Here is a 24,221-nt window from a genome sequence, read left to right as displayed (position 1 = left end):
CCAGCTCAACTGATACAGACTTGCTGGTGGCCTTCAGGATCCTAGCCATGAAGCCCCCGTTCCGAGCTACCCTCCTCTTGTCCACATCAGCCTCGGTGTTGCTCGGGTTGGGTCATGCCGCCAGCGCGCAGACGCCGTCCCCTGGATCGGAGGGCACCACCACGCTGCCAAAAATCGAGGTCGTCAAACCGCGCCAAGCGCAGACCGCGGGGCCTCCCAAGAAGCGCGTGGTCACCGTCCACCGCCGCGAAACATCGGCCACCGCAGCGCCTGCCCCAGCCCCGCCGTCGCCGGAGCAGGTCCAGGCCGCAGCCAATCGCCAGGTCGTCCAGCAGACCCAGAATTTCGACCAGCGGCGCGACAATGTCCTCCTGCCGAAGGCCGGCACATCGAACTATGAACTGACCCAGAAGGACCTCGATAGCATCCCGCAGGGAGGCGCCGCTCAGCTCAGCGACATCGTGCTGCAATTTCCGGGGGTCTATCAGGATTCGACGAGCGCGGGCGATTTTCACATCCGCAACGAGCACGCCAACGTTCAGTACAGGATCAACGGGATTCTGCTGCCCGACGGCGTGTCTGGCTTCTCGCAGCTTCTGGAGACGTCCTTCATCAGCAACATACAGTTGCTCACCGGCGCGCTGCCGGCGCAATATGGCTTGCGTACGGCCGGCGTCCTCGACATCACATCCAAGAGCGGCGCGGCGCTGTCCGGCGGCAGCGTCAGCGTCTACGGCGGCAGCCGACAGACGATCACGCCCAGCTTCGAATATGGCGGCGTTGCAGGCAACACCGACTATTATGTCGCCGGCCGCTATCTCAACACCGGCCTCGGCCTCGAGAATCCCCTACCTTCCCTCAACGCCATTCACGATCATTCCGAACAGAACCGGTTTTTCGCCTATACGTCCACCGTGCTTGATCCGACGACGCGGGTGGTCACCATTTCGGGATTCGGCGAGACTCGCTATCAGATTCCCAACAATCCCGGGCAGCCGGGCAACGCAGGAGGCTTTTGCGGTGGTCCGTTCGACCCCGCGAACCCCTGCCTCAACGCGGATGGTACTCCGAACCCGACTGCTCCCGCTTATACGGCCTTCGGCAAAGGCGGATTCAACTCGGCCACGCTCAATGAAAACCAATACGAGAAGAACGCCTACAACGTCGTTGCCTGGCAGAAATCCGAAGGCAATTTCGATGCGCAGCTTTCCTATTACTCGCGCTACAGCGATCTTCACTTCGTTCCAGACCCGGTGGGCGATCTCTTCATCAACAATGTCGCATCTGATGTTTACCGCAGCTCGTTCCTCAACGGCGTTTCCGGCGACTTCTCCTACCGCTTGAACGATGCGCACACCGTTCGCGCCGGTTTTTACACCCATGGCGAGCAGACCCAGGTCGCGACCGTCAGCACGGTTCAGCCCCTCGACCCGAACGATCCGAACGGTCTCACGGCGATCGATACGCCCTTCAACATTCTCGACCAGAGCAAATTATTCGGCTGGCAGGTCGGAGCCTACGCCTCGGACGAGTGGCGCGTGACCCAGCAACTCACCCTCAATTACGGTCTTCGGTTCGACCAGATTTACCAATACACCAATGCGAACCAGCTCAGTCCGCGCGCCAGCCTGACCTACAAGCCGTGGTGGTCGACCGTCTTTCACGTCGGCTACATGCGGACTTTCGAACCGCCGCCCCAAGTGCTTGGCCGAACCATTCCTACCGACATCTTTAACGGGACCACCGCGGGGACCCCGACGGTCACGCCCGATCAAGCCGCCGTGCTGCCGGGCCAGGTGGCCGGTCAGCCTCTTCAGAACGTCGGCGCGATCCAGCCCGAACGGGCGAATGTGTACGATGCGGGCTTCACGCAGCAATTGCTGCCGCAATGTCCGACGATAGCGGGCGCAATGCCGGCCAAGGCACCCGCCGCAGCCGCAAATTGTCCGAGCCTCGAGTTCGGCGCCAGCATCTATTACAAGACCGCCAAGGACCTACTTGACGACGGGCAGTTCGGCCAAGCCTACACGCTCACCGCGTTCAACTACGACAGAGCCGAGAACTACGGCGCCGAGCTGAAACTCAGGTTCAGGTATGGCGGCTTCTCCGCTGACACCAGTTGGGCATGGGGGGTCCAGCACGCACACACTGTTGTATCAAACCAGACGCTGTTTAGCCCGGACGACCTCGTCTACATCCAAAGCCATTGGATCCACACCGACCACGATCAAACCTACACGGGTTCGGGACGGGTCGCATACCGCTGGTCCGACACGCACTACGGCTGGCTGGACGGCACCACCGCAAGCGCGACCTTCATCTACGGCAGCGGTTTGCGTACAACCCTGGACGGAGGGTGTCCCAACTGCGGCCATCTGCCGTCCTATTGGCAGATCAACACCGGCGTATCGCATGAGTTTGCCAATGGCTGGAACGGACTGCCGGTTACGGTGCGGTTCGACGTGGTCAACGTGGCCGACTACATCTACCAGATCCGCAACGGCAGCGGCATCGGCGTGTTTGCCCCACAATACGGACCGCGCCGCGGATACTACTTCGGCATCTCGCAAAAGCTGGGAAATCCGGAGAATATGCCCGGTGTCTTGCCCGCCTTCTACACCAAGGCCGTGGCTCCGGTCGGATATCATTGGGCCGGCGCTTATGTCGGCGCCAACTTCGGCGGCGCATTCAGCGCGGGCGAGCACGTGTCGACGCCGATCGGCACCGATCGAACCAATCCGGCCGGTGCGCTCGGTGGTTTGCAGCTCGGCTACAACTATCTGCTTGCTCCGACCTGGCTGGTCGGGATCGAGGGCGATCTCGCCTGGACCTCGGCGCAAGGCATCAGCAATTTCGTTGATCCGGCAGGCACCGCATCCCTCTCGATTACCAGCAACCACAACTGGTATGACACCGTGAGCGGCAGGATCGGCTATGTCATGGGACCGCTGATGCTCTACGGCAAGGCCGGCGCCGCATGGATGAATGCCGATTACACAATGCAGGTGAATAGCGGGCTCGACGGTGTCACCTCGACCAACACGACCAGACAGGGATGGATCGCCGGCGGCGGCCTGGAATACATGCTCGGGTCTCGCTGGTCGGCAAAGCTCGAGTACAATCATCTCGATTTCGGCAGCAAAACCTTGGCGTTCGCGAATCCGTTCGGCGACAGCGTGACCATCAAGACCGCGGTCGACGAAGTCAAAGCCGGCGTGAACTACCACTTCGACGGAACGCAACTATTTTGATGGGCTCCAGAGCAATGACGGCTCGGGCATCGGCGTGTTCGCCCCGCAATACGGGCCAGATGCGAACGACAGCGCATGGCGTTCACACGCCATACGCCAGGATGATTTGAAGCTCTGAAGCAGCGCGTCGTCAGTGACCGACGACGACTTCGCTGATCTGGATCACCGGCTGCAGATCGGTGTAGTTCGGGATGTCGCCCATGATCTCCTTGCCATGCTGCCCCATGCCCGCTGCGAAGGCCTCAACCGAGTCACAGAAGATGTGGCACATCCCGACATACGTTGCAGGCGCTCCCGGTGCGCCGCCGGCGAGGCCCTTGTCGACCGTGTAGTATTTGCAGGCATCGCCCAGCCGCGCCTTCACCAGCGGCATGTGCTTGTCACGATAATAATCGTGATCGAAACGCGCGCCCGGATTGTTTGGATACATGACACTGACCTTGATCATGACGCGCTCCCTTTGATGTGACATGCGCCGGCTGGTTCCGCCGCTTCACATCAACTGTGCTTCAGTTTTTTGAGGCGCGCAACAGCATAGAGCCGGGTTCCGGCAGAGCCCCGATCACGCTAAATCGCCTTGCTCCAGTCCGGCTCGATCCGCCCCGACACGCCGTCGAAGGCACCATCGACCAGCTCCATGACCAGCAGGCGGCTGTAATCGACCGGACCGGGCATGGTCGCACGGCCCTTCGGGATCGGCTTGAAACCGACGCGCGCATAATATGGCTCGTCGCCGACCAGCACGATGAGCCGGTGGCCTTTCGCGCGGGCGTCGTTGATCGCGCGCTCGAGCAGCGCGCGGCCGACGCCGCGGCTACGGAACGGCGGCTCGACGGTCAGCGGGCCAAGCATCAGGGCTTGTGTCTCGCCGATACAGACCGGCAGCTGGCGCACCGAACCGACCAACAGCGTGCCGATCCGCGCCGTAAAGGAGACATCGAGCAGATGATCGACATGCTCGCGCAGCCGGTAGGCGCTGAGCACGAAGCGGCCCGGCCCGAAGGTACGCTCATGCAGGCGTTCGATCGCCCGGGCGTCTTTCGGGGTCTCGGGCAGGATGGTCAGGGACGGTTCAGTCATGGTGGGGCGCGGGATAGCATCTGAGTGGCGTGCGGTCCATCGCTCTCACCTGCCGGCGTTCACCGCCATGTGACCGTCAACGGCTTGCCGTCGAGCACCTCGGCGATTCGCAGCCGCGTGCCGGGAGTGGTATCGTCGGGCAGCGCCGCCGGGTCGAAGAAGCCGCAGGCCACGATCTCGCGATTCGGCTCCGGCAAGCGGTCCTGCCGAAAGTGTCTCACCACATAGACCGCGACATGATCGCGCCGCGAGACGTGGCTGTTGAAGAAGACACCATGCAGCACCGGCTCGCCAACGAGTTCGATCCGCCCCTCCTCGACCAGCTCGCGCCGCAGCGATTCGAGGAAGCTCTCGCCGACCTCGACCCCGCCACCCGGCAGATACCAGCCGCTGATATAGCTGTGCTTCACCAGGAACACCTTGTTGTCGGCATCGAGCACGACGGCGCGGACCCCGAGCGTCATGCCGCGGACCAGTCGCCAATAGAAATGAAACACCCGTCTGATCTGTGGTTCGAAGCGCTGGCGCAAATCCTCAAGGACCGTCACTGAACCCTCGACATCATCGTGTTCGATCCTTGCTTTGATCCTTGCGCGGACGCGCACCGCTTGCCAATACAGAGCGGGATTTTCGGGATAGCACGACATGAACGGGTGCCGACCAGTTTTCACAGGCGATCCGAGCGGGACCGAATGATGACGGCATTCCGGCTCGCCCATCTGTCCGACCCGCATCTGCCGCCGATGCCGGTAGCGCGGCTGCGCGACCTCGCCGGCAAGCGCGCGTTCGGCTACCTCAACTGGACGCGCAACCGTTACAAATACCACCTCCGTGACGTGCTCGATGCGCTGGTGTCGGACATGCAGGCGCAGCAGCCGGACCATATTGCCGTCACCGGCGACCTCGTCAATCTGGCGCTGGATGCCGAGTTCAAGCCGGCCCGGGAATGGCTCGAAGGGGTCGGCCGTCCTGCCGACGTCAGCGTGGTCCCCGGCAATCACGACGCCTATGTGCGCGCGACGCGGCACCGTTTCATCGGCATCTTCAGCGATTATCTGCGCGGCGATGCCGATGGTGCTCCCGTCAGCTTTCCGTTCCTGCGCCGGCGCGGCCCGGTGGCGCTGATCGGCGTCTCCTCGGCGGTGCCGACGCCGCCCTTGATGGCGACCGGCCGGCTCGGCCGTGCGCAGCTCGCCGCACTGGAGACGATCCTGGCGCAATTGTCTGATGAGGACGCCTTCCGCGTCCTGCTGGTGCATCACCCGCTGCGCTCCGACGGCCGCGCCAAGCGGCTGACCGACTCGCGCCAGCTGCTGGCGCTGCTCAAGCGGCACGGCGTCGAGCTGGTGCTGCACGGCCACGACCACATCCATTCGACGATGTGGTTCGACGGTCCTGACTGCAAGATCCCGGCGATCGGCGTGCCGTCGGCGTCGGCGCTGGCGCGCAAGCACTATCCGGCGGCGGCCTATAATCTGTTTTCGATCGAGCGCGACGGCAATGGATGGCGGTGCGAGCAGACCGTGCGCGGCCTCGATGGCGAGCGGCGCGTCGTGGAGCTGTCGACGGCGCGGCTGATCTAGAAATTGCGCAAGCTCGCAAACAGCGCCAAGCCGAACAGCGCCAACGCGCCCAGGATGAAGCCCAGCACGAACGTGCCGAACCCGCCACGGCGCTTGGGCGCGGCCACCGGCAGCGGCGGCGGCTGCTCGGCAGCCGGAAGCGGGGTCGCCACCATCGCATGCTCGCGCTCGATCATGCGACGCGCGACATAGTCGGTGACGGCATCGACGATGACAGGCACGTCGTGCGATTCGGCGAGCACGATGCGGCCGAACCTCGTATCCTGCACAAAGCGATAGATCCGCTTGTCGCGCCCCATCACGATGTGGGCGACGACGTCGATCCACAGCCGCGGCGTCTCGCCCTGACTGATGCCGCGGTCGAACAGGTCGACCTTGTCAGGCACCTGGGCAAACAGCGGATCGAGCGCGTCGTTGAGGATCTCGAGCCGCGCCACCTCGGCATCGCGCAACTCGACGACGACGCCGGTACGATCGGCCGCCTCGATCCGCGCCCGCCGCAGGGCCTCACGCAGCGTCGGCCGCAGCTCGCGCGCCTCGTTGCCGATGTTCTGGAGGTCAGACATGCCTCGCGGCCTCATGATGACGGGTTTTCCTCTCCTTAACCTATCAGCAACCATGACGTCCGCAAAGGGCGTTTATTCCCAAGGGGTTACGCCGCCACTTATCCCCAGCGAAAGCTTCAAAGACCTGTCCCGAAAGCGGACGACCCCACCCGGATGAACCGGATGGGGCCGCCGTCCTTGGACGTTTCTTAGTTGAAAAGGCAGCGCTCAGGCCGTGACCCGGGCCGGCTCCTCGACGATCGAGAAGCGTACGCCGGCCTTGTGGCGGTTCTCTTCCGAGACCACCTTCCAGGCGTCCTCGGCTTCCTTGCGGGTCTTGAACGGACCCTGGACCTGGGCCGAGCCTTCCACGAGCTTGTGGAAGTTCATCGAACCGAACTCGCCGCCGATCACCCAGAAATTGCTGCCTTTGGTCATTGTCAGTCTCCTGTTACCCGGTCGCCTGGATTTTGCGTTAGCCGAACTGGTTCATCGTATTGTGGGCGCCGCCCGCCTTGAGAGCGGCCTCGCCGGCGAAGTAACCCTTGTGATCATCGCCGATGTCGGAGCCCGCCATGTTCTGATGCTTGGCGCAGGCGATGCCCTGACGGATTTCCTGACGCTGAACGTTCTTCACGTATCCAAGCATACCCTGCTCGCCGAAATACTCCCTCGCGAGATTATCCGTCGACAGCGCCGCGGTGTGATAGGTCGGCAACGTGATCAGGTGGTGGAAGATGCCGGCACGCTTTGCCGAATCGGCCTGGAAGGTGCGGATACGCTCGTCGGCTTCAATGGCCAGCGGCGTCTCGTCGTATTCCGGCTTCATCAGGTCGGCGCGATTGTACTTGCTGACATCCTTGCCGGCTTCCTTCATCGCGTCGTACACCTGCCAACGGAAGTTGAGCGTCCAGTTGAACGACGGCGAGTTGTTGTAGGCCAGCTTCGCGTTCGGAACGACCTCACGGATACGGTCGACCATCTTGGCGATCTGCTCGATATGCGGCTTCTCGGTCTCGATCCACAGCAGGTCGGCGCCGTTCTGCAGCGAGGTGATGCTGTCGAGCACGCAGCGATCTTCGCCCGTGCCGGCACGGAACTGATAGAGGTTGCTGGCAAGCCGCTTCGGACGCATCATCTTGCCGTCGCGGTTGATGATGACATCACCGTTCCTGGCGTTGGCGGCGGTCACTTCCTCGCAATCGAGGAAGCTGTTGTACTTGTCGCCGAGATCGCCCGGCTTGTGGCTCACAGCGATCTGCTGCGTGAGGCCGGCACCGAGCGAGTCGGTGCGGGTCACGATGATGCCGTCTTCGACGCCCAGTTCGAGGAAGGCGTGGCGGCAGGCCCGGATCTTCGCCAGGAACACTTCGTGCGGCACAGTCACCTTGCCGTCCTGATGGCCGCACTGCTTTTCGTCGGAGACCTGATTCTCGATCTGCAGGGCGCACGCGCCCGCTTCGATCATCTTCTTGGCGAGCAGATAGGTCGCCTCGGCGTTGCCGAAGCCGGCGTCGATGTCGGCGATGACGGGCACGACATGGGTCTGGAAGTTGTCGATCTTCTCGATCAACGCGGCTTCCTTGGCCTTGTCGCCCGCCTTGCGGGCGGCATCGAGCGAACGGAAGATATCGTTGAGCTCACGGGAGTCCGCCTGGCGGAGGAAGGTGTAGAGCTCTTCGATAAGGGCCGGCACCGAGGTCTTCTCGTGCATCGACTGGTCCGGCAGCGGTCCGAACTCGGAGCGAAGTGCTGCGATCATCCAGCCGGAGAGATACAGATAGCGGCGGTCGGTGGTGCCGAAATGCTTCTTCACCGAAATCAGCTTCTGCTGCGCGATGAAGCCATGCCAGCAGCCGAGCGACTGGGTGTACTTGGTCGGGTCGGCGTCATAGGCCGCCATGTCGGCGCGCATCAGCGCCGCGGTGTAACGAGCGATGTCCAGACCGGTCTTGAAGCGGTTCTGCAGACGCGTGCGCGCCACGGCTTCGGCGGTGATACCGTCCCAGGTCGGCTGCGTCTTGAGGAGCGCTTCAGCAGCTCCAACCTCGTTCAGATAGGAAGCCGGTCCCTGGAGTGCCTGGTCACTGATTCCGCGTGGCTGGTAGTTCATGTCCGTGATCCCTTTCGGTGACGACAAACCTGCCGAAGCAGGGTTTGTCTTCGCCATACATTCTTGACAGTGCATTGCGAAATGCGTGGCGGGACATAAACGCGAGAAAACGAAGTTCGGATAGATAGCTTGTTTCCGAATGGTGATGTCATGTAACATCCATACTTGTAATAAATGTCGGTTTGTAAATCTTGTCACAAAATAGGTCAGAAAGACTGCCATGACTGCCAACTCCGACGACGGTCTCTCAGCCCCCTCGCCCCGCTCTTGCGGGGAGAGGGTTGGGGTGAGGGGCTCTTTCCGCAGCTGGACTCGCGGAGAATCCCCCTCACCCGGATCACATCTGGCGATGCGATCCGGCCTCTCCCCGCAAGCGGGGCGAGGCGATCAGAGCTTGCGGCGAGAGGCGGGAGCCACCCATGCCCTCTGAGTCCGGAAAAAAGCTGTTCGTCGGGCCCCGCTTCCGGCGGATTCGCCAGCAATTGGGGCTGTCACAGACCCAGATCGCCGAGGGGCTCGGCATCTCGCCCTCCTACATCAACCTGATCGAGCGCAACCAGCGCCCGGTGACGGCGCAGATCCTGCTGCGGCTGGCCGAGACCTACGACCTCGACCTGCGCGACCTCGCCACCGCCGACGAGGACCGCTTCTTCGCCGAGCTGAACGAAATCTTCTCCGACCCGCTGTTTCGCCAGATCGACCTGCCGAAGCAGGAGCTGCGCGACCTGGCCGAGCTCTGCCCCGGCGTGACCCATGCGCTGCAGCGGCTCTACGCCGCCTATACCGAGGCGCGCCGTGGCGAGACGCTGGTGGCCGCGCAGATGGCCGACCGCGAAGGCTCGCAGTTCGAGGCCAACCCGATCGAGCGGGTCCGCGACCTGATCGAGGCCAACCGCAACTATTTCCCGGAGCTCGAGACCGCCGCCGAAAACCTGCGCGATGAACTCAACGTGCCGGCCGAGAGCCTGTTCGCCGCACTCGCTACTCGCTTGCGCGAAAAGCATTCGATCGTCACCCGCGTGATGCCTGTCGACGTGATGCGCGAGACGCTGCGACGTTTCGATCGCCATCGCCGGCAACTTCTGATCTCCGAACTCGTCGACAATCCCAGCCGCAGTTTTCAGCTCGCGCTGCAGATCGGCTTTGCCGAATGCGGGCCCGGCATCGATGCCATCGTCAGCCGCGCCGGTCCGCTCGACGACACCGCGCGCAGGCTCTACCGCATCACGCTCGCCAATTATTTCGCGGCGGCTGCGATGATGCCCTATCAGGCGTTTCATGCCGCGGCCGAAGCCTTGAGCTACGACGTCCACGTGCTGGCACAGCGCTTCAACGCCGGCTTCGAGCAGGTCTGTCACCGCCTCACCACCCTGCAGCGGCCGAACGCGCGCGGCGTGCCGTTCTTCATGCTGCGCGTCGACAATGCCGGCAATGTCTCGAAGCGCTTCTCCTCCGGCACCTTCCCGTTCTCGAAATTCGGCGGCACCTGCCCGCTCTGGAACGTGCATTCGACCTTCGACATGCCCGATCGCCTGCTCAGCCAGGTGATCGAATTGCCCGACGGCAACAGGTATTTCTCGATCGCGCAGATGGTGCGCCGTCCGGTGGCGCCGTATCCGCAGCCGCAGCCGCGCTTTGCGATCGGTCTGGGCTGCGAAATCCGTCACGCCGCCAAGCTCGTCTATGCTACCGGCATGGACCTCGAAAAGGTCGAGGGCACCCCGATCGGCGTCAACTGCCGGCTCTGCGAGCGCGAGAATTGCAGCCAGCGCGCCGAGCCGCCGATCACGCGCAGTCTGATCCTCGACGAGAACACGCGGCGGGTGAGTTCGTTTGCGTTCTCCAACGCACGCGAGTTGTGAAGCGCTCAATCCACCGCCGCGAACGCCTTGCACCAGCCGTCCTTGCTGATCGCACCCTCGACCACCTTGCAACCATCAGGCGCCACGAACAGCGTGCACAGGCCGCAGGAGTAGATGCCGTTCGGGGTCTCCTGGTATGCGGCCTGCGGCTTGGTCATCTTGTCCGAGGCAAGGGCGTTCCGAACGAGGAGCGTCGCGGGAAGTCCAGCGAGTGCAGCACCTATAAACGCGCGACGCGAATTTCCATTTTGTTGTTTGACCATGGTGTTCACCCCACGCGTCGTCCCTGCGAAAGCAGGGACCCATAACCACAGGATTGCGTTGTTAGAGAAGGCCGTGGCCCCAGCATCGTACAACAATTCTCATTCGCGGTTGATGGTGTGGACGGCCCCCTACGGCATCAGTGTGCCAGAATGAGGTTGTTGCAAATCTCAGACAAGGGAGCCGTCCGTGAGAGAGATTATCCGCATTGGAATGGATACGTCGAAGTATATTTTTGTGCTGCATGGGGTTGATGCGGCGGAACAGCCTGTGTTGCGCAAGAAGCTTGCGCGCAAGCAGGTGCTGGAGTTCTTCGCCAAGTTGCCGCCGACCGTGATCGGGATGGAGGCCTGCGGGGCCTCGCACCATTGGGCACGGGAGCTTCGCAAGCTGGGCCACGAGGTGAAGTTGATGGCGCCGCAATTGGTGAAGCCCTATGTGTCGCGGAACAAGAACGACGGTCGGGATGCGGAGGCGCTGTGTGAAGCGATGAGCCGGCCGAGCATGCGGTTCGTGCCGGTCAAGACGGTCGAGCAGCAGGCCGCGCTGATGCTGACGGGTGTCCGCGCTGGATTGATCGCCCGGCGCACCCAGCTCGGCAATATGATCCGCGGCCATGCGGCGGAGTTTGGCCTGATCGGGGCCCAAGGGACCGACAAGATCGAGCCGCTGCTGGCGCGGATTGCGCAGGACGAGACGCTTCCTGCCCTGGCACGCGAGCTGTTTACGGTGCTGGGCCGCGACTACACCAGACTCGTGGGCGAGCTGCAGGAGATCGAAGCCAGATTGATGGCCTGGCACCGCTCCGACGCCGTGGGCCGGCGTCTGGCGCAGATCCCTTCTGTCGGGCCGATCGTTGCAACGACGCTCGTGATGAAGACACCCGATCCCCATGCTTTCCGCTCCGGCCGTCACTTCGCAGCCTGGCTCGGCCTCACCCCCCAGGATCACTCCACCGCCGGCAAAACCAGGCTTGGCAGGATCACGCGGGCGGGCGACGAGGACCTGCGCCGCCTGCTGGTGATCGGGGCAACGGCGGTCATCCAGCAGGCCAGACGCGGGCGCGGCCATCACTCGCGCTGGCTGCTGGCCCTGATCAAGCGCAAGCCACCGAAGCTTGCCGCCGTGGCGCTCGCCAACAAGGTGGCCCGCATCGCCTGGAAGCTGATGGCGACCGGCGAGAGTTATGACGCCGCACGGATCAATGCCACCGCGGCAGTCGCCGTCTAACAGATTGGCCGGCTGGCGGGCTCGCTCGTCAGCCGACCCGGAGCTGCAGGAGCAGATGGAGCGATCGATCGAGCAACGATGCGAGACAGTCCGTGGGACCCATCGGCCGTCAACAGGCCGCGTGGTTGTTTGGAACTCGCATCGCGCAAACCATCTTGGCCAGCGATCCATCCGATCGCACTCAAAAGGCCGGACATATGGATGCAAGCGATCCGATCCGCTCAAAAAGCTCTTGTGCCACGGGGGCCGTCCACATATGGGTCCCTGCTTTCGCAGGGACGACAGTGAGTTTGTTGCACGATCGGGGGCAAGTTCGGTGTCATCACCCGTGAACGCGGGTGATCCAGTATTCCAGAGACAGTTGTGCTTGAGCCGATGGGCCGCGGCGTACTGGGTCGCCCGGTCCCAATGCGCAATTGCGCACAAGGCCGGGCGATGACGCGGTGGATGGGGACGCAGCTTGGCATTCTCGCGACATGATTTGCCCGAGCTCTGCATTTCGTTTGCCCTCTCGTGATATAGAGGGCGCAGGGAAAGCCGGGGGCCGATCGCACCTATGGGTCCCGTGCAACAAAAAGCACGGGAGTAGGACCACAGGTGTAACCGGAAACACTACGTGCGCTCGCCCCTCAATCGGGTGGGACGGGCATATCTGCACTTCCGAAAATCGGAATATATCATGCGCAGGGATTGACAGGTTTTCACTGAGTTGCCCGTCGGGCCATTGGTTCCCGCGGATCGCGCAACTTTGCAGCGTTATGACGCCGGAACCGGTCCAACGCCTCCGGAGTTAAGATCGCAGCAGGGGGCAGTTAGCGATGGCCGGACCCATGAAGAATTTTTCCGATGCCGCGTTTTCCCCTGAGGTGATCGCCCTGATGACGCGGGCGCTGGAATCGTCGGTTGCGACGCTGCCGGATCCCGTCAGCACCTCACATATCAATGTGATCGCGGAATCGATCCTGCGCACGGCGAACGACGGCGAACGCGAGGTCGTCGCATTGCAACGGATTGCACTGCTGGAGCTTGCGCTGGCGCCGCGCGACTAGGGCGCCCCTCTGCCGGAAGGCCTTCCGAGGCAACCGACGACAACCCTTCATCTCGAGCTATGCAATTGTCTTACCTACGGAATCGGAGCTGAGGGCCCCGCCTCGAGCATCCCCTTACACTCAGCTCTATTTTCTGATATCAAAAAATATCAGTAATTATGCTGACTGTATCAGGGATTGCTGCCATGACCGTTCAAGCCCCTTCCGGTTCGCCCGCGATCAAGGTCATCACCAGGGTGGAGGACCGCCCCGCCATCGTCGTCGGCAGCGGATATGTCGCGCTTCTGATCGGATTCGTCTGCCTCGTCCTTGCCGGTTGGATCACTTATGGCGCGTTCTCAAGGGATGGCTATGGCGACGTCCACGTCTCCTGGCTCGCGCTGTTCGGCGCGTTTTGCCTCCTCATCATCGCCGTGCTGTTCGCCGGCTCGATCTATTCGCTGCAGCCGAACGAAAGCGCGGTGCTCACTTTGTTCGGATCCTATGCCGGCACGGATTCCGCGTCAGGCCTGCGCGCGACCATTCCGCTGTTCCGCGCCAAGAAGGTCTCGCAGCGCGTCCGCTATCATGAATGCGGGAAACTGAAGGTCAACGATCTGATCGGCAATCCGATCGAGATCGGCGCCGTCGTGGTCTGGCGCGTCAACGACTGTGCCAAGGCGACGTTCCAGATCGACAACTATGCCGACTTCGTCGGCGCGCAGACCGAGTCCGCGCTCCGGCACATCGCCGGTCGCCATCCCTACGATTTCGACGAAGCAGGCGCGCACCCGGTCAGCGAGGTGGCCGCGACATCAGACCCGGCCGCACGCACGCTGTCGCTGCGCGAGAGCGGCGACCAGGTCACCAACGAGCTCGTCGCCCTCCTCAGGGACCGCCTCGCCGTCGCCGGCGTGACCGTCGACGAAGCCTGGATCAACCATCTTGCCTATGCACCCGAGATCGCGCCGGTGATGCTGCGCCGTCAGCAGGCCAGCGCCGTCATCGCCGCCCGCAAGCTCGTCGTGGCGGGCGCGGTCGACATCGTCAAGGAAGCGCTCGACAAGCTGCGGGAGGAAACCGACATCGATCTCGACCCCGAGCGCAAGGCCGCCATGGTGTCGAACCTGCTCGTCGTCCTGGTCTCCGACAAGGACGCCACCCCGGTCGTCAACACCGGAACGCTCTATGCCTAAGCGCGGCCGCCCCAAGGGGCCGGACAAGGAGCCGGTCCTGCTGCGGCTTGGCAGCCCCTTGCTGGAGCTCCTCGATCGGCTGGCCGCCGCGGAATTGCGCTCGCGGCAGGGGCAGATCGAGAAGCTGCTGCACGAGGCGCTGATCCGGCGCGGCGCCTGGCCGCCGAAGGCGGTGGAGCAGGATTCCGAGGCAGAGGACGCACCCGACGTCGGATGAGGCGATTGTGACCGGGCCGGCGGACCAAACACGCTATGGTGGCATCATTGCCACCATACGCGGACTTGTTGCCATGCCCATTTTCAAGCTGCCGCTTTCGGGCGATGTCATGCAGAACATCAGCCCCTTTACCGCGTTCATGAGCCCGATCGGGAGCCAGTTCGGCCTCATCAACATTACGCTCGGCAAATCCTCCGCACCCGCGGTCGAATCCGACGTGCTCTCCGATGTCGGCACCTACGGCCGGCAGCTCGGCCAGATCGGCGACGCGCTGCTGGTGCTGATCGAGCGTATGCCGAAGAACTACGAACTCGATGACGAGCCCGCTGTCATTGCGCTGAAAAACATGCTGGACGAGGTCGCCGAGATCAAGAAACGGCATCAGCGGCCGGAGCTGCGGCGAGCGCACACGCACGAGACCTCCGCCTGATTTCGCGCATAGGGCGCGTGCTCGCACGTCGGCTTTCAGTAGACGTAGGATGGGTGGAGCGAAGCGATACCCATCATTCCCGCAGCAGCCCCACGATGGGTATCGCTTCGCTCCACCAATCCTACGAAACCGTCAAGCGACGCTTGCGCGTGCCAGATTGTGATTGCTGACTTAGCATCCTTGCAAACAAGGGCGATCTGCCTCAGTGTTCTGTTGTCAGTACCTGCTACCAAGAACAAGCGAAAGAAACTCATGAAGCATCGTCAGCTCGGCCGTTCCGGCCTCACCGTTCCCACGCTGTGCTTCGGCTGCAACGTGTTCGGCTGGACGGTGGACGAGGCCACGTCGTTTCGGTTGCTCGACACCGTGCTCGACCACGGGCTGACGTTTCTGGATTCGGCAGATGTCTATTCGCGGTGGGTGCCGGGCCATAGCGGCGGTGAGTCCGAGGCGATCATCGGCAAATGGATGAAGGCGCGGGGCAACCGCGACCGGATCATCCTCGCCACCAAGGTCGGGATGGACATGGGCAACGGCAATGTCGGGCTGAAGCCGGACTATATCGCGCGCGCCGTCGAGGACTCGCTGCGACGGCTGCAGACCGACAGCATCGACCTGTACCAGTCCCACAAGGACGACGAAACGACGCCGCAGGAAGAGACGCTTGCGGCCTACGATAGGCTGATCAAGGCCGGCAAGGTCAGGGCGATCGGCGCATCGAACTTCTCCGCGGAGCGGTTGAAGGACGCGCTCGAAATTTCCGGGAGGGACGGGCTTCCGCGCTACGAAAGCATGCAACCCGAATACAGCCTGGCGGAGCGGTCGAGCTACGAAGGCGCGCTGCAACGCGTCTGCCAGGACAACGACGTCGGCGTGATCACGTTCTGGTCGCTCGCGGCGGGATTTCTGACCGGCAAGTACCGCTCGGAGGCCGATTTCGGCAAGAGCGTGCGCGGGGCACGCAGCGTTCCAAGATACATGAATCCACGCGGCATGCGCATCCTGGCTGGCCTCGACGAGGTTGCAGCCGAGACCGGCACCGAGCCTGCCGCGGTCGCGCTCGCCTGGCTGATGGCAAAACCGTCCGTCACGGCGCCGATCGCGAGCGCGACCAAGCCCGAGCACGTCGCAACGCTCGTTGCGGCAACCCGGCTCGAGCTTACAAAGAGTCAGGTTGAACGCCTGGATACAGCAAGCACATAGAAGGAACTGACGCTCGCCCGACGCTTCTCAAACCCCAGTTTCCGTTCGCCGGGCGCGAACGTCGGCTCTTGGCCCCACTCGGACCATCGGCGCGACCGGCTGCACGTTTCGGAGCACCGTGCACAAAAGATAGCCTGCCAAGCAGACGGCAGATTCGCCAGAAAACAAAATCAATAGAGTTTTCAATCGCGACGACTTTGGTATGGGGCTTGCTGATAACCAGTCGCGAGCGAAGCCGCGACGTTTCAAATGCCGATATCGCATAAAATCTGCGGATTGCCCGCATCTTCGTCGCAAAACTGAAAAGGTTGCGACTTTAAGCTGACACGTATTGGAAGAAGTTGATTGCTACTTTTTAATTTTGGCCGGTGTGAACGGTCTCACACCTCCCCGTCGCCCTCGAATGTATTTTCAGCGATGCACTGGATCGCGTCGACCACATTGGAGACAAGACAATGGAAATCGTGCAGCGCGTCAGGCCCCAGACAATTCAACGCCAAGGCACAAGCCACGACACGGCAATTATGCTGGGCTATCTGGCCTTCGCCATCGTGCTCATGATCGCAATATACCTAGACGCCTTGTCGTCGGGAACGGCAGCCGGCGATCTCGCCACAATGACAGTTTTTCCGTAGCGCACGCTTGTGAATCTCACCTGACCGCACCTTGCCGTTGGCAGAGGCCGGTATTGCATTCATCGTGGACCGATTATCAACGGTCCGGGATGCCAGTCTATCTTTGTAACAGATCATTTTCGTTCGGTAGCGGCCTGGAAGCGATTTCGGGCACTCCGGAAATACAGGAAGCGCTTCGTGCAGGCTCACCCGCCTCACTGAGGTGACGTGTCCTCGCAGCGCAAATTGCACTTCTCCGAATATTATTGGGAGTTAGACCGTGCAACATGAACAGCGTGATCCAGGCAGCGATGATTTTGCCGAGGTCTGGCGGAACGCACAACGGCGCCGCTCCGTCGACGCCTCTCTCTGGTTCACTGTTCTCCTCAAGCAGCGTTGGCGGTTCCGATCGACCACGACATTCATGGGCGCGCTCCTCCGTTCGTTGAGGCGCCGTAGTAAACCTTTCGTGCGTTCAGAGACAAGGCGGGTTGCTCTCAGCGATGCGAGAGCCGAGGGAGGGCGAAGTGGGCGCTGAGCTAACTCTCGCCGTGTTCGGGCTAAGTGGAGTTGCCGCGGGGTTCTTCGCGGGATTGTTCGGCATCGGCGGAGGACTGATCATGGTCCCGGTGCTGGTGTACGCCTTCAAGACAACGGGCACCGGCACAGAGCACGCAGTGGCGATGGCGCTTGGAACGTCGATGGCTGCGATTGTATTTTCGGCGGCGCAGAGCGCATACGGCCATTATCGCCGCGGCAGCACCTCCACCGTCATGATCCGTCGAGCCACGCCTTGGGTCGTCGTCGGCGTCGCATTTGGCAGTGCAGTCGCAGCCGAAGCGCAGGCAATCTCGCTGCTCATCTTTGTGGCTTGTTTCCAGTTGTTCGCGGCGGCGTTGATGGTGACCGACGTATCGAAGATGAGCGCGCTGCAAATCATCGCGCGCCGTGGCTTCTCACTGAAAATATTCAGCCTGGCTTTTGGCGGCATTGCAGCCCTCGCCGGGATCGGAGGCGGAACGCTGTTCACGCCCTACTTCAAGGCGGCAGGCATGGAGCCGAAGCTTGCGATCGGCACGTCGGCGGCGATCGGACTGCCGGTCAGTCTGGCGGGCGCCTTTGCCTACGCCTGGGAGGGGCGCAACATCCCACTTGGCCATTGGATGCTCGGTTACATCAATTTGCCTGCGCTGGCAGCGCTCGTTGCCGGAACGCTGCTCACCGTGCGTCTCGGCGTGGCGGTTGCGCATTGGCTGCCCTCGCGCATTTTGGCCGGGCTATTCGCGCTGTTCCTGGTCCTCAATGGCACGCACCTTTTGTATTCCGCATTGACGTAAAGGCCCTCGTTAGGCGCCTGCAGCACAGGCGGCGTTCGGAGAAATGCAATGAACAACATCGTTTTGCTATTTCTTTGCCTGCTGCTCGGGATGGGTCTCCGCGTCGCCAAGAAAGCCCCGGAGAACGCCCATCTCGCGCTCAACGCCTTCATCATTCACATATCGCTGCCGGCGCTGATCGTTTTGCAGATCCATACCGTCAAGCTGCAGACGTCATTGCTGTACAGCATCGCGATGCCATGGCTGATGTTCGGCCTCGGCGTCTGGTTCTTCTGGGCGCTCTCTGCTCGTTTGAAGTTTTCGCGGGAGACGACCGGCGCGCTGATGCTTGCCGGTGGCCTCGCCAATACGTCTTTTGTCGGCCTGCCGATGATTGAAGCGTTTTTTGGCGCGTCCGACATGGCGACCGGCATTCTGATCGATCAGCTCGGCACCTATCTGGTGCTGAGCACGTTGGGCATCACTGTTGCAGCCATTTATTCCGCCGGCAAGGAATCGAAGGCTGCCATCGTCAAGCGGATTATCATGTTTCCGCCGCTGATTGCGCTGGTCATCGCTTTCGCCCTGATGCCGTTTGAGTTCCCTGTCTGGATCACCGACGCCTTGAAGCGATTGGGCGACACGCTCGCGCCGCTGGCGCTGGTTTCGGTCGGCCTGCAGCTCAGGTTCGATCAAAGCGGCGGGCTTGTCACCGCGTTGGCGACCGGCCTCGGGTTCAAGTTGCTTCTCGCGCCTGCCGCGCTCGCCGTATTGTATTTCGGCATCCTGGGCGCAACGGAAGAAACGACGCGCGTGACCTTGTTCGAAGCCGCGATGGGTCCGCAAATCGGCGGCGCGATCGTCGCCGTGCAGCATGGCCTCAACCCACCCCTGGTGTCGTTGATGGTCGGGCTCGGCATATCGCTTTCTTTCTTGACGCTGCCGTTGTGGTCCTATGCTCTGCATCACTTTTGAGAATACGGAACGACGAACCGTTTCAGCCGCTTCGAGCATATAGCAGCCATCAGCCGCACCGCGTCCGAGGAGGACGCGCATCGCGTCACCACGGCCCGCGCGTGCCCGACGCGCCGCCATCGCTGGCAACACCGCCATCGCGGCCATCGGCCGCACCGCGCTTCCGCAGCCCACCGGCCGCAATACCACCTGACTCGCCCCGACACATTGGGTAATACGTTGCGGGAACCAGGCGTATTGGGAGGGAAGGTGATCGTTCTTGGAATCAACTCGGTGTATCACGAGTCCGCGGCCGCGCTGCTGATCGACGGCAAGCTCGTCGCAGCCGTCGAGGAGGAGCGGTTCAATCGCATCAAGCACGGCAAGCCGTCTGAATTCGACAACCCCCATCAACTGCCCGAACGCGCGATCCGCTTTTGCCTGAACCACGCCAAGCTCACCGCCGGCGATATCGATCATGTCGCATATTCGTTCGATCCCAGGCTGCGCCGGCGGCGATATCGCCCCGAGTGGTGGGATCCGCGGTCGGAGGAGACCTTTCGGCTGCGGCTTGCTCAAGTACCCCGCGCGATCGACGACCTGCTTGGACGTTCGCTCGGGCAACGATTGCATTTCATGCCGCATCATCTGGCGCACGCCGCGTCCGCGTACTTCCCGTCGGGCTTCGACCGCGCGGCCATCCTCAGCATCGACGGCATCGGCGAGACCGCCGGCACCTCGCTGGCGAAGGCCGTCGGCACGCGGATCGTGAGCGTCGAGACCTTCGAGTATCCGCATACGATCGGTTTCCTGTGGGAGGTGTTCAGCGGCTATCTCGGCTTCTCGCACTACGACGCCTCGAAAGTGATGGGCCTGGCGGCTTACGGCGATCCCGAGGTTTTCCGTCCGCAGTTCCTGTCGATCATGCATGCCGACGAGGTGAATTACGGGGTGGCGCGGGAGTTTCTCGGCACGCACCCGGACAGGTTCGCCAGAATGGAAGCCATCTTCGGTCCGCCGCGCTACGAGGACGACGAAATCCTGCCGCGGCATGCCGACATGGCGGCCGCGCTGCAGGCAGCAACGGACGCCGCGGTCATGGCGGCCGTACGGCGCATCAAACGCAGGGTACCGTTTGACAATCTGTGCCTTGCCGGCGGCGTCGCGCTCAATTGCGTGACCAACGATTTGGTCAGGCGATCCGGTGAATTCGCGAATGTGTTCATCCCGTCCGCGCCGCATGACGCCGGCACGGCGATCGGCGCCGCCTTTGCCGTGCATTGCGCCACGAACAAGCGCCCCCCCGAGCGCGGCAATTCCACGCCGTATCTGGGACCCGCATTCAAGCGGCGCGACATTCTGGCTGCGGTCAAGTCGGCCGGCCTCAAGGCGCGGCAGAGCAAATCTCCCGCGCGCGATGCCGCCGCCATGATCGCCGACGGCAAGATCGTCGCCTGGTTTCAGGGCCGCATGGAGTTCGGGCCGCGCGCGCTGGGCAACCGTTCACTGCTCGCCGATCCGCGGCGGCCGGACATGCGCACGATCCTCAATCAAAAGGTCAAGCACCGGGAAGATTTTCGCCCCTTTGCGCCGAGCGTGCTGGCGGAGCACGCCGAGGAATGGTTCGATGTCGGCGCGCAGACGGCAAGCCACGAGTTCATGCTGTTTGCGTGCCCGGTGAAGGCCGACAGACGCGATCTGATCCCTGCCGTGGTGCACAGGGACGGCAGTGCGCGGGTCCAGATCGTCAGCCGCAAATCAAATCCGCGCTTTCACGAGCTGATCTCCTGCTTCTTCGCGAAAACCGGCGTGCCGCTGGTCGTCAACACGTCCTTCAACGACAGCGAACCAATCGTTTGCACACCCAACGACGCGATCGTCACGTTTCGCAAGTCCGGCATCGACGCGCTGTTCATGGACGATGTGTTTCTGACGGCGCGGGGCTGAACACACGCCAGGCTCATCCCGCCGCCACGCGCGCGGGGATCAATTCGCTCTCGCGCAGCGCGACGCGCAGCATGCGCGCGAGCTCGGCACGGCTGTAGGGCTTGGCGAGGAACAGGATGCCCTCGTCGAGCCGGCCGTCATGGTCGATGGCGTTTTCGGTGTAGCCGGAAGTGAAGAGCACACGCAGGCCGGGCCGCCGCCTCTCGGCCTCGGTGGCGAGGTCGCGCCCGTTCATCAGCCCTGGCATGATGACGTCGGTGAACAGCAGGTCGACCGCCGCGCCGCTCTCCAGCACGGCGAGCGCCTCCGGTCCGTTGCTGGCCGACAGCGTGGTGTAGCCGAGGCTCGCGATCTGGGTCAGCACGTAAGAGCGCACCAGTTTGTCGTCCTCGACGACGAGCACGATTTCCTGCGCGCCACGCAGATCCGGCTGCCGCGGCGGGGCGATGGCGGGCTGCACGGTCGCGGCGGCGCGCGGCAGATAAAGCATGACCCTGGTGCCGCGGCCGACCTCGCTGTCGAGCACGATGTGGCCGTTGGATTGCTTGACGAAACCATAGACCATGCTGAGCCCGAGCCCGGTGCCCTTGCCGACCTCCTTGGTGGTGAAGAACGGCTCGAACACCTTCGCCAGATCCGCCTCCGCGATGCCCTGGCCGTCGTCGATCAGCGCGATCGCGACATAGCCTCCCGCAACCAGCCCGTCATGTCCCTGGACATCGGAAGGCTTGAGTTCGGCGGCAGAGGTCTCGATCCTGAGCTTGCCGCCCTTCCGCATCGCGTCGCGCGCGTTCAGCGCCAAATTGATGATCGCGGTGACGAGCTGGTTGGCATCGACCAACGCGCGCGGCAGATCGTGCGCGGGGCGGAAGTCGATGTCGACATGGTCGCCGATGGTCGGCCGCAGCAGCTCGATGGCGTCGACCATCAGCGCGTTGACGTCGACGGCGGTCGGCTGCAGCGGCTGCCGCCGCGCAAAGGCCAGCAGATGCCGCGTCAGCGACGCGCCGCGTTCGGCGGCGTCGCGGATCAGGCCGGTGATCTCGGCGAGCTGCCGGTTGTGCGTCACCGCTTCGGCCAGGATATCGATCGTGCCGGTGATGACAGTGAGGATGTTGTTGAAGTCATGCGCGATGCCGCCGGTAAGCTGGCCGACCGCCTCCATCTTCTGCGCCTGGCGGATCTTGCTCTCGTTGACCTCGGCCTCGCGAAAGCGCCGCAGCAGGACTTCCGAATGCTGGCGCTGCCGTCCCTCCTCCTCGAGCGCAACATGCGCCTCGCGCAATTGCGCTTCGGTCGGGATCGCCAGCACTTTCGGGATCAGTGGCCACAGCAGCACTGCCGTGAAGATCGAGATGATCGCGGTCAGCGCCTTGAGCAGGCCCTCGATGCCGTAGATCGGCACCCATAGCGTGTAGATCGAGAACACATGCGTCAGCCCGCAGGCGAGAATGAAGCCGGCGAACAGCCAGGCCATCCAGCCGAACTGAAAATCGCGGCGCTTGGAGACGACGATCGCGAGCGCGAACGGAATCGAGAAATAGGAAGCGGCAATGATCGCGTCGGAAATGACATGAAGCCAGATCAGCTCCGGCTCCCACAGCAGACAAATGCCGTGAGGCGAGAGCGTCGACGAGTCCAAGAGACGCTCGAGAAAACTCCACATGGGTCCCTCCGGGCGCAATCGATCCGCCGACACACCTGCCCGCGAATCACCTGCCGATCATAGCGGCGGCCGATCCGCCTGCCGAAGCCCAATTGGTCTAACGGCGGCCACCCCGTTGTTGCCCGGTGCCGGGCTGGTGTATGCAGGGCAGACCTTTCCCTCGATCTCCGGCCGGTGACTTCAATGCCAGCAGCTTCCCTTCGCGCCCCGATCAGGATCGCAGCGTTAGCGGCTGCGCTGGCCCTCTCATCCGTTGCTTCGGCGCAACAGCCATTGTTGCCGGCCCCCGTAAAACCCACGCCTGCCAGGCCACGGCCGGCGGCTGTGCCGCGCGCGGCGTCCTGCCACAACGGGCAAAGCTTCGATCGCTTCCTCACCGAGCTGAAGAGCCAGGCGGTCACCGCCGGCGTCTCGCAGCAGACCATCGCGGAAGCCTCGCCCTACCTCACCTACGACCAGGGCATCGTCAATCGCGACCGCGGCCAGCGCGTGTTCGGGCAGATCTTCACCGAGTTCGCCGGACGCATGGCCGCGACCTATCGCATGCAGCAGGGCCAGCAATACATCAGGACCTACGCGGCGGCGTTTGCGCGCGCCGAGAAGGAATACGGCGTGCCGCCGGCGGTGATCGCCGCGTTCTGGGGACTGGAGAGCGACTTCGGCGCCAACATGGGCAATCTGCCGACGCTGAAATCGCTGGTGTCGCTCGCCTATGATTGCCGCCGCTCCGAGATGTTCCAAGGCGAGACCATCGCGGCGCTGAAGATCGTCGAGCGCGGCGACCTCACGCCCGAAGAGATGGTCGGCTCCTGGGCGGGCGAACTCGGGCAGACGCAATTCCTGCCGACGCATTACTTCAACTACGCGGTCGATTACGACGGCGACGGCCGACGCAATCTGCTGCGCTCTGGGCCCGACGTGATCGGCTCGACCGCGAACTACATCGCCAACGGATTGAAGTGGCGGCGCGGCGAGCCGTGGCTGCAGGAAGTGCGCGTGCCGCAGAATGCGAATTTTCCGTGGGATCAGGCCGACCTGACGGTCAAGCTGCCGCGTTCGAAATGGGTCGCGCTCGGCGTCAGCTCGACCGACGGCAAGCCGTTGCCGAACGACGACATGCCGGCCTCGCTGCTGCTGCCGATGGGCCGCACCGGGCCGGCGTTCCTGGCCTATCCGAATTTCGCCGCCTACACCGAGTGGAACAACTCGCTGATCTATTCGACCACGGCCGGCTATCTCGCCAGCCGCATCGCGGGCGCACCGCCGATGCAGCGGCCGCATCAGCCGGTCGCGCAACTGCCGTTCAACGAGATCAAGGAGCTGCAGGGGCTATTGGTGCGCGCGGGCTACGACGTCGGCAAGGTCGACGGCGTGCTGGGACAGGCAAGCCGCACCGCCGTGAAGGCGATGCAGGTGAAATACGGCCTGCCGGCGGATTCATGGCCATCCGCGGAATTGCTCGCCCGGATGCGCGGTCCGCGCCCCCAGCCGACGGAAGCCGCAATGCCGGGGATGCGGTAGTTGTTGGCGCTCCCTCGCCCCGCCCTTGCGGGGAGAGGGTTGGGGTGAAAGGCTGTCTCCACGCACACGACTCGCGGTGAGTCCCCCTCACCCGGATCGCATCTTGCGATGCGATCCGACCTCTCCCCGCAAGCGGGGCGAGGTGAAGAGAAGGAAGATTTAACCACCTGTTACGGCCTTCCGCAGTTGTATTCTTCCCTCCCC

Annotated in this window: 22 protein-coding genes; 14 read left to right on the top strand and 8 right to left on the bottom strand. The window is 63.0% G+C overall.

Features of this window, described 5'->3' with window-relative positions; genetic code table 11:
* Positions 1–47 precede the first annotated feature (47 nt).
* A complete protein-coding gene (locus ACP2YO_RS10905; RefSeq protein ID WP_426440881.1) occupies positions 48–3,251 on the top strand; it encodes a TonB-dependent receptor domain-containing protein in 3,204 nt (1,067 codons plus the stop codon).
* 130 nt (positions 3,252–3,381) lie between these two features.
* Here the strand turns inward: ACP2YO_RS10905 and ACP2YO_RS10900 are convergent, their stop codons facing one another.
* The 3 genes from ACP2YO_RS10900 to ACP2YO_RS10890 all read right to left on the bottom strand — a co-directional run bounded on the left by ACP2YO_RS10900 (position 3,382) and on the right by ACP2YO_RS10890 (position 4,879).
* Positions 3,382–3,699, bottom strand: coding sequence for an EthD family reductase (locus ACP2YO_RS10900; protein WP_426440880.1), 318 nt, complete (start codon positions 3,697–3,699; stop codon positions 3,382–3,384).
* A 119-nt stretch (positions 3,700–3,818) separates the two neighbouring features.
* The gene (locus ACP2YO_RS10895) at positions 3,819–4,331 is read right to left on the bottom strand and encodes a GNAT family N-acetyltransferase (RefSeq protein ID WP_426440879.1); all 513 of its coding nucleotides are present in this window, start codon (positions 4,329–4,331) and stop codon (positions 3,819–3,821) included.
* Positions 4,332–4,390: 59 nt separating this feature from the next.
* Positions 4,391–4,879, bottom strand: a complete 489-nt coding sequence (locus tag ACP2YO_RS10890; protein ID WP_426440878.1) for an NUDIX domain-containing protein — start codon at positions 4,877–4,879, stop codon at positions 4,391–4,393.
* Between the two features lie 147 nt (positions 4,880–5,026).
* Between ACP2YO_RS10890 and ACP2YO_RS10885 the strand changes: the two genes are divergently transcribed.
* Positions 5,027–5,914, top strand: coding sequence for a metallophosphoesterase family protein (locus tag ACP2YO_RS10885; protein ID WP_426443127.1), 888 nt, complete (start codon positions 5,027–5,029; stop codon positions 5,912–5,914).
* On the opposite strand, the gene ACP2YO_RS10880 is transcribed toward ACP2YO_RS10885, so the two are convergent.
* The 3 genes from ACP2YO_RS10880 to ACP2YO_RS10870 form a co-directional block, all read right to left on the bottom strand.
* Positions 5,911–6,480 carry a hypothetical protein gene (locus ACP2YO_RS10880; protein ID WP_426440877.1) on the bottom strand — a complete coding sequence of 190 codons (570 nt, stop codon included), beginning with the start codon at positions 6,478–6,480 and terminating at the stop codon, positions 5,911–5,913. The genes ACP2YO_RS10885 and ACP2YO_RS10880 overlap by 4 nt on opposite strands.
* 207 nt (positions 6,481–6,687) lie before the next feature.
* Positions 6,688–6,897 carry a DUF4170 domain-containing protein gene (locus ACP2YO_RS10875; RefSeq protein ID WP_426440876.1) on the bottom strand — a complete coding sequence of 70 codons (210 nt, stop codon included), beginning with the start codon at positions 6,895–6,897 and terminating at the stop codon, positions 6,688–6,690.
* A gap of 37 nt (positions 6,898–6,934) precedes the next feature.
* The gene (locus ACP2YO_RS10870) at positions 6,935–8,572 is read right to left on the bottom strand and encodes an isocitrate lyase (RefSeq protein ID WP_426440875.1); all 1,638 of its coding nucleotides are present in this window, start codon (positions 8,570–8,572) and stop codon (positions 6,935–6,937) included.
* Between the two features lie 419 nt (positions 8,573–8,991).
* Between ACP2YO_RS10870 and ACP2YO_RS10865 the strand changes: the two genes are divergently transcribed.
* The gene (locus tag ACP2YO_RS10865; protein WP_426440874.1) at positions 8,992–10,434 is read left to right on the top strand and encodes a helix-turn-helix domain-containing protein; all 1,443 of its coding nucleotides are present in this window, start codon (positions 8,992–8,994) and stop codon (positions 10,432–10,434) included.
* A gap of 5 nt (positions 10,435–10,439) precedes the next feature.
* Here the strand turns inward: ACP2YO_RS10865 and ACP2YO_RS10860 are convergent, their stop codons facing one another.
* Positions 10,440–10,697, bottom strand: coding sequence for a high-potential iron-sulfur protein (locus ACP2YO_RS10860; protein ID WP_426440873.1), 258 nt, complete (start codon positions 10,695–10,697; stop codon positions 10,440–10,442).
* A gap of 187 nt (positions 10,698–10,884) precedes the next feature.
* Here ACP2YO_RS10860 and ACP2YO_RS10855 point away from each other — a divergent pair, with 187 nt between their 5' ends.
* The 10 genes from ACP2YO_RS10855 (at position 10,885) to ACP2YO_RS10810 (ending at position 20,830) form a co-directional block, all read left to right on the top strand.
* A complete protein-coding gene (locus ACP2YO_RS10855) occupies positions 10,885–11,925 on the top strand; it encodes an IS110 family transposase (RefSeq protein WP_426434766.1) in 1,041 nt (346 codons plus the stop codon).
* 830 nt (positions 11,926–12,755) lie between these two features.
* On the top strand, positions 12,756–12,974 hold the full coding sequence (locus ACP2YO_RS10850; RefSeq protein ID WP_426440872.1) for a hypothetical protein: 219 nt from the start codon (positions 12,756–12,758) through the stop codon (positions 12,972–12,974).
* 185 nt (positions 12,975–13,159) lie between these two features.
* On the top strand, positions 13,160–14,149 hold the full coding sequence (locus tag ACP2YO_RS10845) for an SPFH domain-containing protein (protein ID WP_426440871.1): 990 nt from the start codon (positions 13,160–13,162) through the stop codon (positions 14,147–14,149).
* Positions 14,142–14,366 carry a hypothetical protein gene (locus tag ACP2YO_RS10840; RefSeq protein ID WP_426440870.1) on the top strand — a complete coding sequence of 75 codons (225 nt, stop codon included), beginning with the start codon at positions 14,142–14,144 and terminating at the stop codon, positions 14,364–14,366. The genes ACP2YO_RS10845 and ACP2YO_RS10840 overlap by 8 nt, the downstream gene beginning before the upstream one ends.
* Before the next feature lie 73 nt (positions 14,367–14,439).
* Positions 14,440–14,796, top strand: a complete 357-nt coding sequence (locus ACP2YO_RS10835) for a hypothetical protein (RefSeq protein ID WP_426440869.1) — start codon at positions 14,440–14,442, stop codon at positions 14,794–14,796.
* A 252-nt stretch (positions 14,797–15,048) separates the two neighbouring features.
* A complete protein-coding gene (locus ACP2YO_RS10830; RefSeq protein WP_426440868.1) occupies positions 15,049–15,999 on the top strand; it encodes an aldo/keto reductase in 951 nt (316 codons plus the stop codon).
* Positions 16,000–16,454: 455 nt separating this feature from the next.
* The gene (locus tag ACP2YO_RS10825; RefSeq protein WP_426440867.1) at positions 16,455–16,634 is read left to right on the top strand and encodes a hypothetical protein; all 180 of its coding nucleotides are present in this window, start codon (positions 16,455–16,457) and stop codon (positions 16,632–16,634) included.
* 506 nt (positions 16,635–17,140) lie between these two features.
* Complete coding sequence (locus tag ACP2YO_RS10820; protein ID WP_426440866.1) at positions 17,141–17,950, top strand: sulfite exporter TauE/SafE family protein; 810 nt, start codon at positions 17,141–17,143, stop codon at positions 17,948–17,950.
* A 48-nt stretch (positions 17,951–17,998) separates the two neighbouring features.
* On the top strand, positions 17,999–18,904 hold the full coding sequence (locus ACP2YO_RS10815; protein ID WP_426440865.1) for an AEC family transporter: 906 nt from the start codon (positions 17,999–18,001) through the stop codon (positions 18,902–18,904).
* 249 nt (positions 18,905–19,153) lie between these two features.
* Positions 19,154–20,830 (top strand): carbamoyltransferase family protein, encoded by a 1,677-nt coding sequence (locus ACP2YO_RS10810; protein WP_426440864.1) that lies wholly within the window; start codon positions 19,154–19,156, stop codon positions 20,828–20,830.
* 13 nt (positions 20,831–20,843) lie between these two features.
* Here ACP2YO_RS10810 and ACP2YO_RS10805 read toward each other — a convergent pair whose 3' ends face one another.
* Positions 20,844–22,496: an ATP-binding protein gene (locus ACP2YO_RS10805; protein ID WP_426440863.1), complete on the bottom strand. Its 1,653-nt coding sequence runs from the start codon at positions 22,494–22,496 to the stop codon at positions 20,844–20,846.
* Between the two features lie 183 nt (positions 22,497–22,679).
* On the opposite strand from ACP2YO_RS10805, the gene ACP2YO_RS10800 reads away from it, so the two are divergent.
* Positions 22,680–24,017, top strand: a complete 1,338-nt coding sequence (locus tag ACP2YO_RS10800) for a lytic murein transglycosylase (RefSeq protein ID WP_426440862.1) — start codon at positions 22,680–22,682, stop codon at positions 24,015–24,017.
* The last annotated feature ends 204 nt before the right edge of the window (positions 24,018–24,221 follow it).

The sequence above is a fragment of the Bradyrhizobium genosp. P genome, assembly GCF_049949265.1.
Lineage (GTDB): Bacteria > Pseudomonadota > Alphaproteobacteria > Rhizobiales > Xanthobacteraceae > Bradyrhizobium.
The sequence above is the reverse complement of the archived record's forward strand: the minus strand, read 5'-3'. Positions and strand labels throughout refer to the sequence as shown.

What these genes read in the sequence shown, in the direction of transcription:
- ACP2YO_RS10905 (WP_426440881.1), top strand. Translation starts at nt 48, where the DNA reads ATGAAGCCCCCGTTCCGAGCTACCCTCCTCTTGTCCACATCAGCCTCG.
- ACP2YO_RS10900 (WP_426440880.1), bottom strand. Translation starts at nt 3,699, where the DNA reads ATGATCAAGGTCAGTGTCATGTATCCAAACAATCCGGGCGCGCGTTTC.
- ACP2YO_RS10895 (WP_426440879.1), bottom strand. Translation starts at nt 4,331, where the DNA reads ATGACTGAACCGTCCCTGACCATCCTGCCCGAGACCCCGAAAGACGCC.
- ACP2YO_RS10885 (WP_426443127.1), top strand. Translation starts at nt 5,027, where the DNA reads ATGACGGCATTCCGGCTCGCCCATCTGTCCGACCCGCATCTGCCGCCG.
- ACP2YO_RS10880 (WP_426440877.1), bottom strand. Translation starts at nt 6,480, where the DNA reads ATGTCTGACCTCCAGAACATCGGCAACGAGGCGCGCGAGCTGCGGCCG.
- ACP2YO_RS10875 (WP_426440876.1), bottom strand. Translation starts at nt 6,897, where the DNA reads ATGACCAAAGGCAGCAATTTCTGGGTGATCGGCGGCGAGTTCGGTTCG.
- ACP2YO_RS10870 (WP_426440875.1), bottom strand. Translation starts at nt 8,572, where the DNA reads ATGAACTACCAGCCACGCGGAATCAGTGACCAGGCACTCCAGGGACCG.
- ACP2YO_RS10865 (WP_426440874.1), top strand. Translation starts at nt 8,992, where the DNA reads ATGCCCTCTGAGTCCGGAAAAAAGCTGTTCGTCGGGCCCCGCTTCCGG.
- ACP2YO_RS10860 (WP_426440873.1), bottom strand. Translation starts at nt 10,697, where the DNA reads ATGGTCAAACAACAAAATGGAAATTCGCGTCGCGCGTTTATAGGTGCT.
- ACP2YO_RS10850 (WP_426440872.1), top strand. Translation starts at nt 12,756, where the DNA reads ATGAAGAATTTTTCCGATGCCGCGTTTTCCCCTGAGGTGATCGCCCTG.
- ACP2YO_RS10845 (WP_426440871.1), top strand. Translation starts at nt 13,160, where the DNA reads ATGACCGTTCAAGCCCCTTCCGGTTCGCCCGCGATCAAGGTCATCACC.
- ACP2YO_RS10840 (WP_426440870.1), top strand. Translation starts at nt 14,142, where the DNA reads ATGCCTAAGCGCGGCCGCCCCAAGGGGCCGGACAAGGAGCCGGTCCTG.
- ACP2YO_RS10835 (WP_426440869.1), top strand. Translation starts at nt 14,440, where the DNA reads ATGCCCATTTTCAAGCTGCCGCTTTCGGGCGATGTCATGCAGAACATC.
- ACP2YO_RS10830 (WP_426440868.1), top strand. Translation starts at nt 15,049, where the DNA reads ATGAAGCATCGTCAGCTCGGCCGTTCCGGCCTCACCGTTCCCACGCTG.
- ACP2YO_RS10825 (WP_426440867.1), top strand. Translation starts at nt 16,455, where the DNA reads ATGGAAATCGTGCAGCGCGTCAGGCCCCAGACAATTCAACGCCAAGGC.
- ACP2YO_RS10815 (WP_426440865.1), top strand. Translation starts at nt 17,999, where the DNA reads ATGAACAACATCGTTTTGCTATTTCTTTGCCTGCTGCTCGGGATGGGT.
- ACP2YO_RS10805 (WP_426440863.1), bottom strand. Translation starts at nt 22,496, where the DNA reads ATGTGGAGTTTTCTCGAGCGTCTCTTGGACTCGTCGACGCTCTCGCCT.
- ACP2YO_RS10800 (WP_426440862.1), top strand. Translation starts at nt 22,680, where the DNA reads ATGCCAGCAGCTTCCCTTCGCGCCCCGATCAGGATCGCAGCGTTAGCG.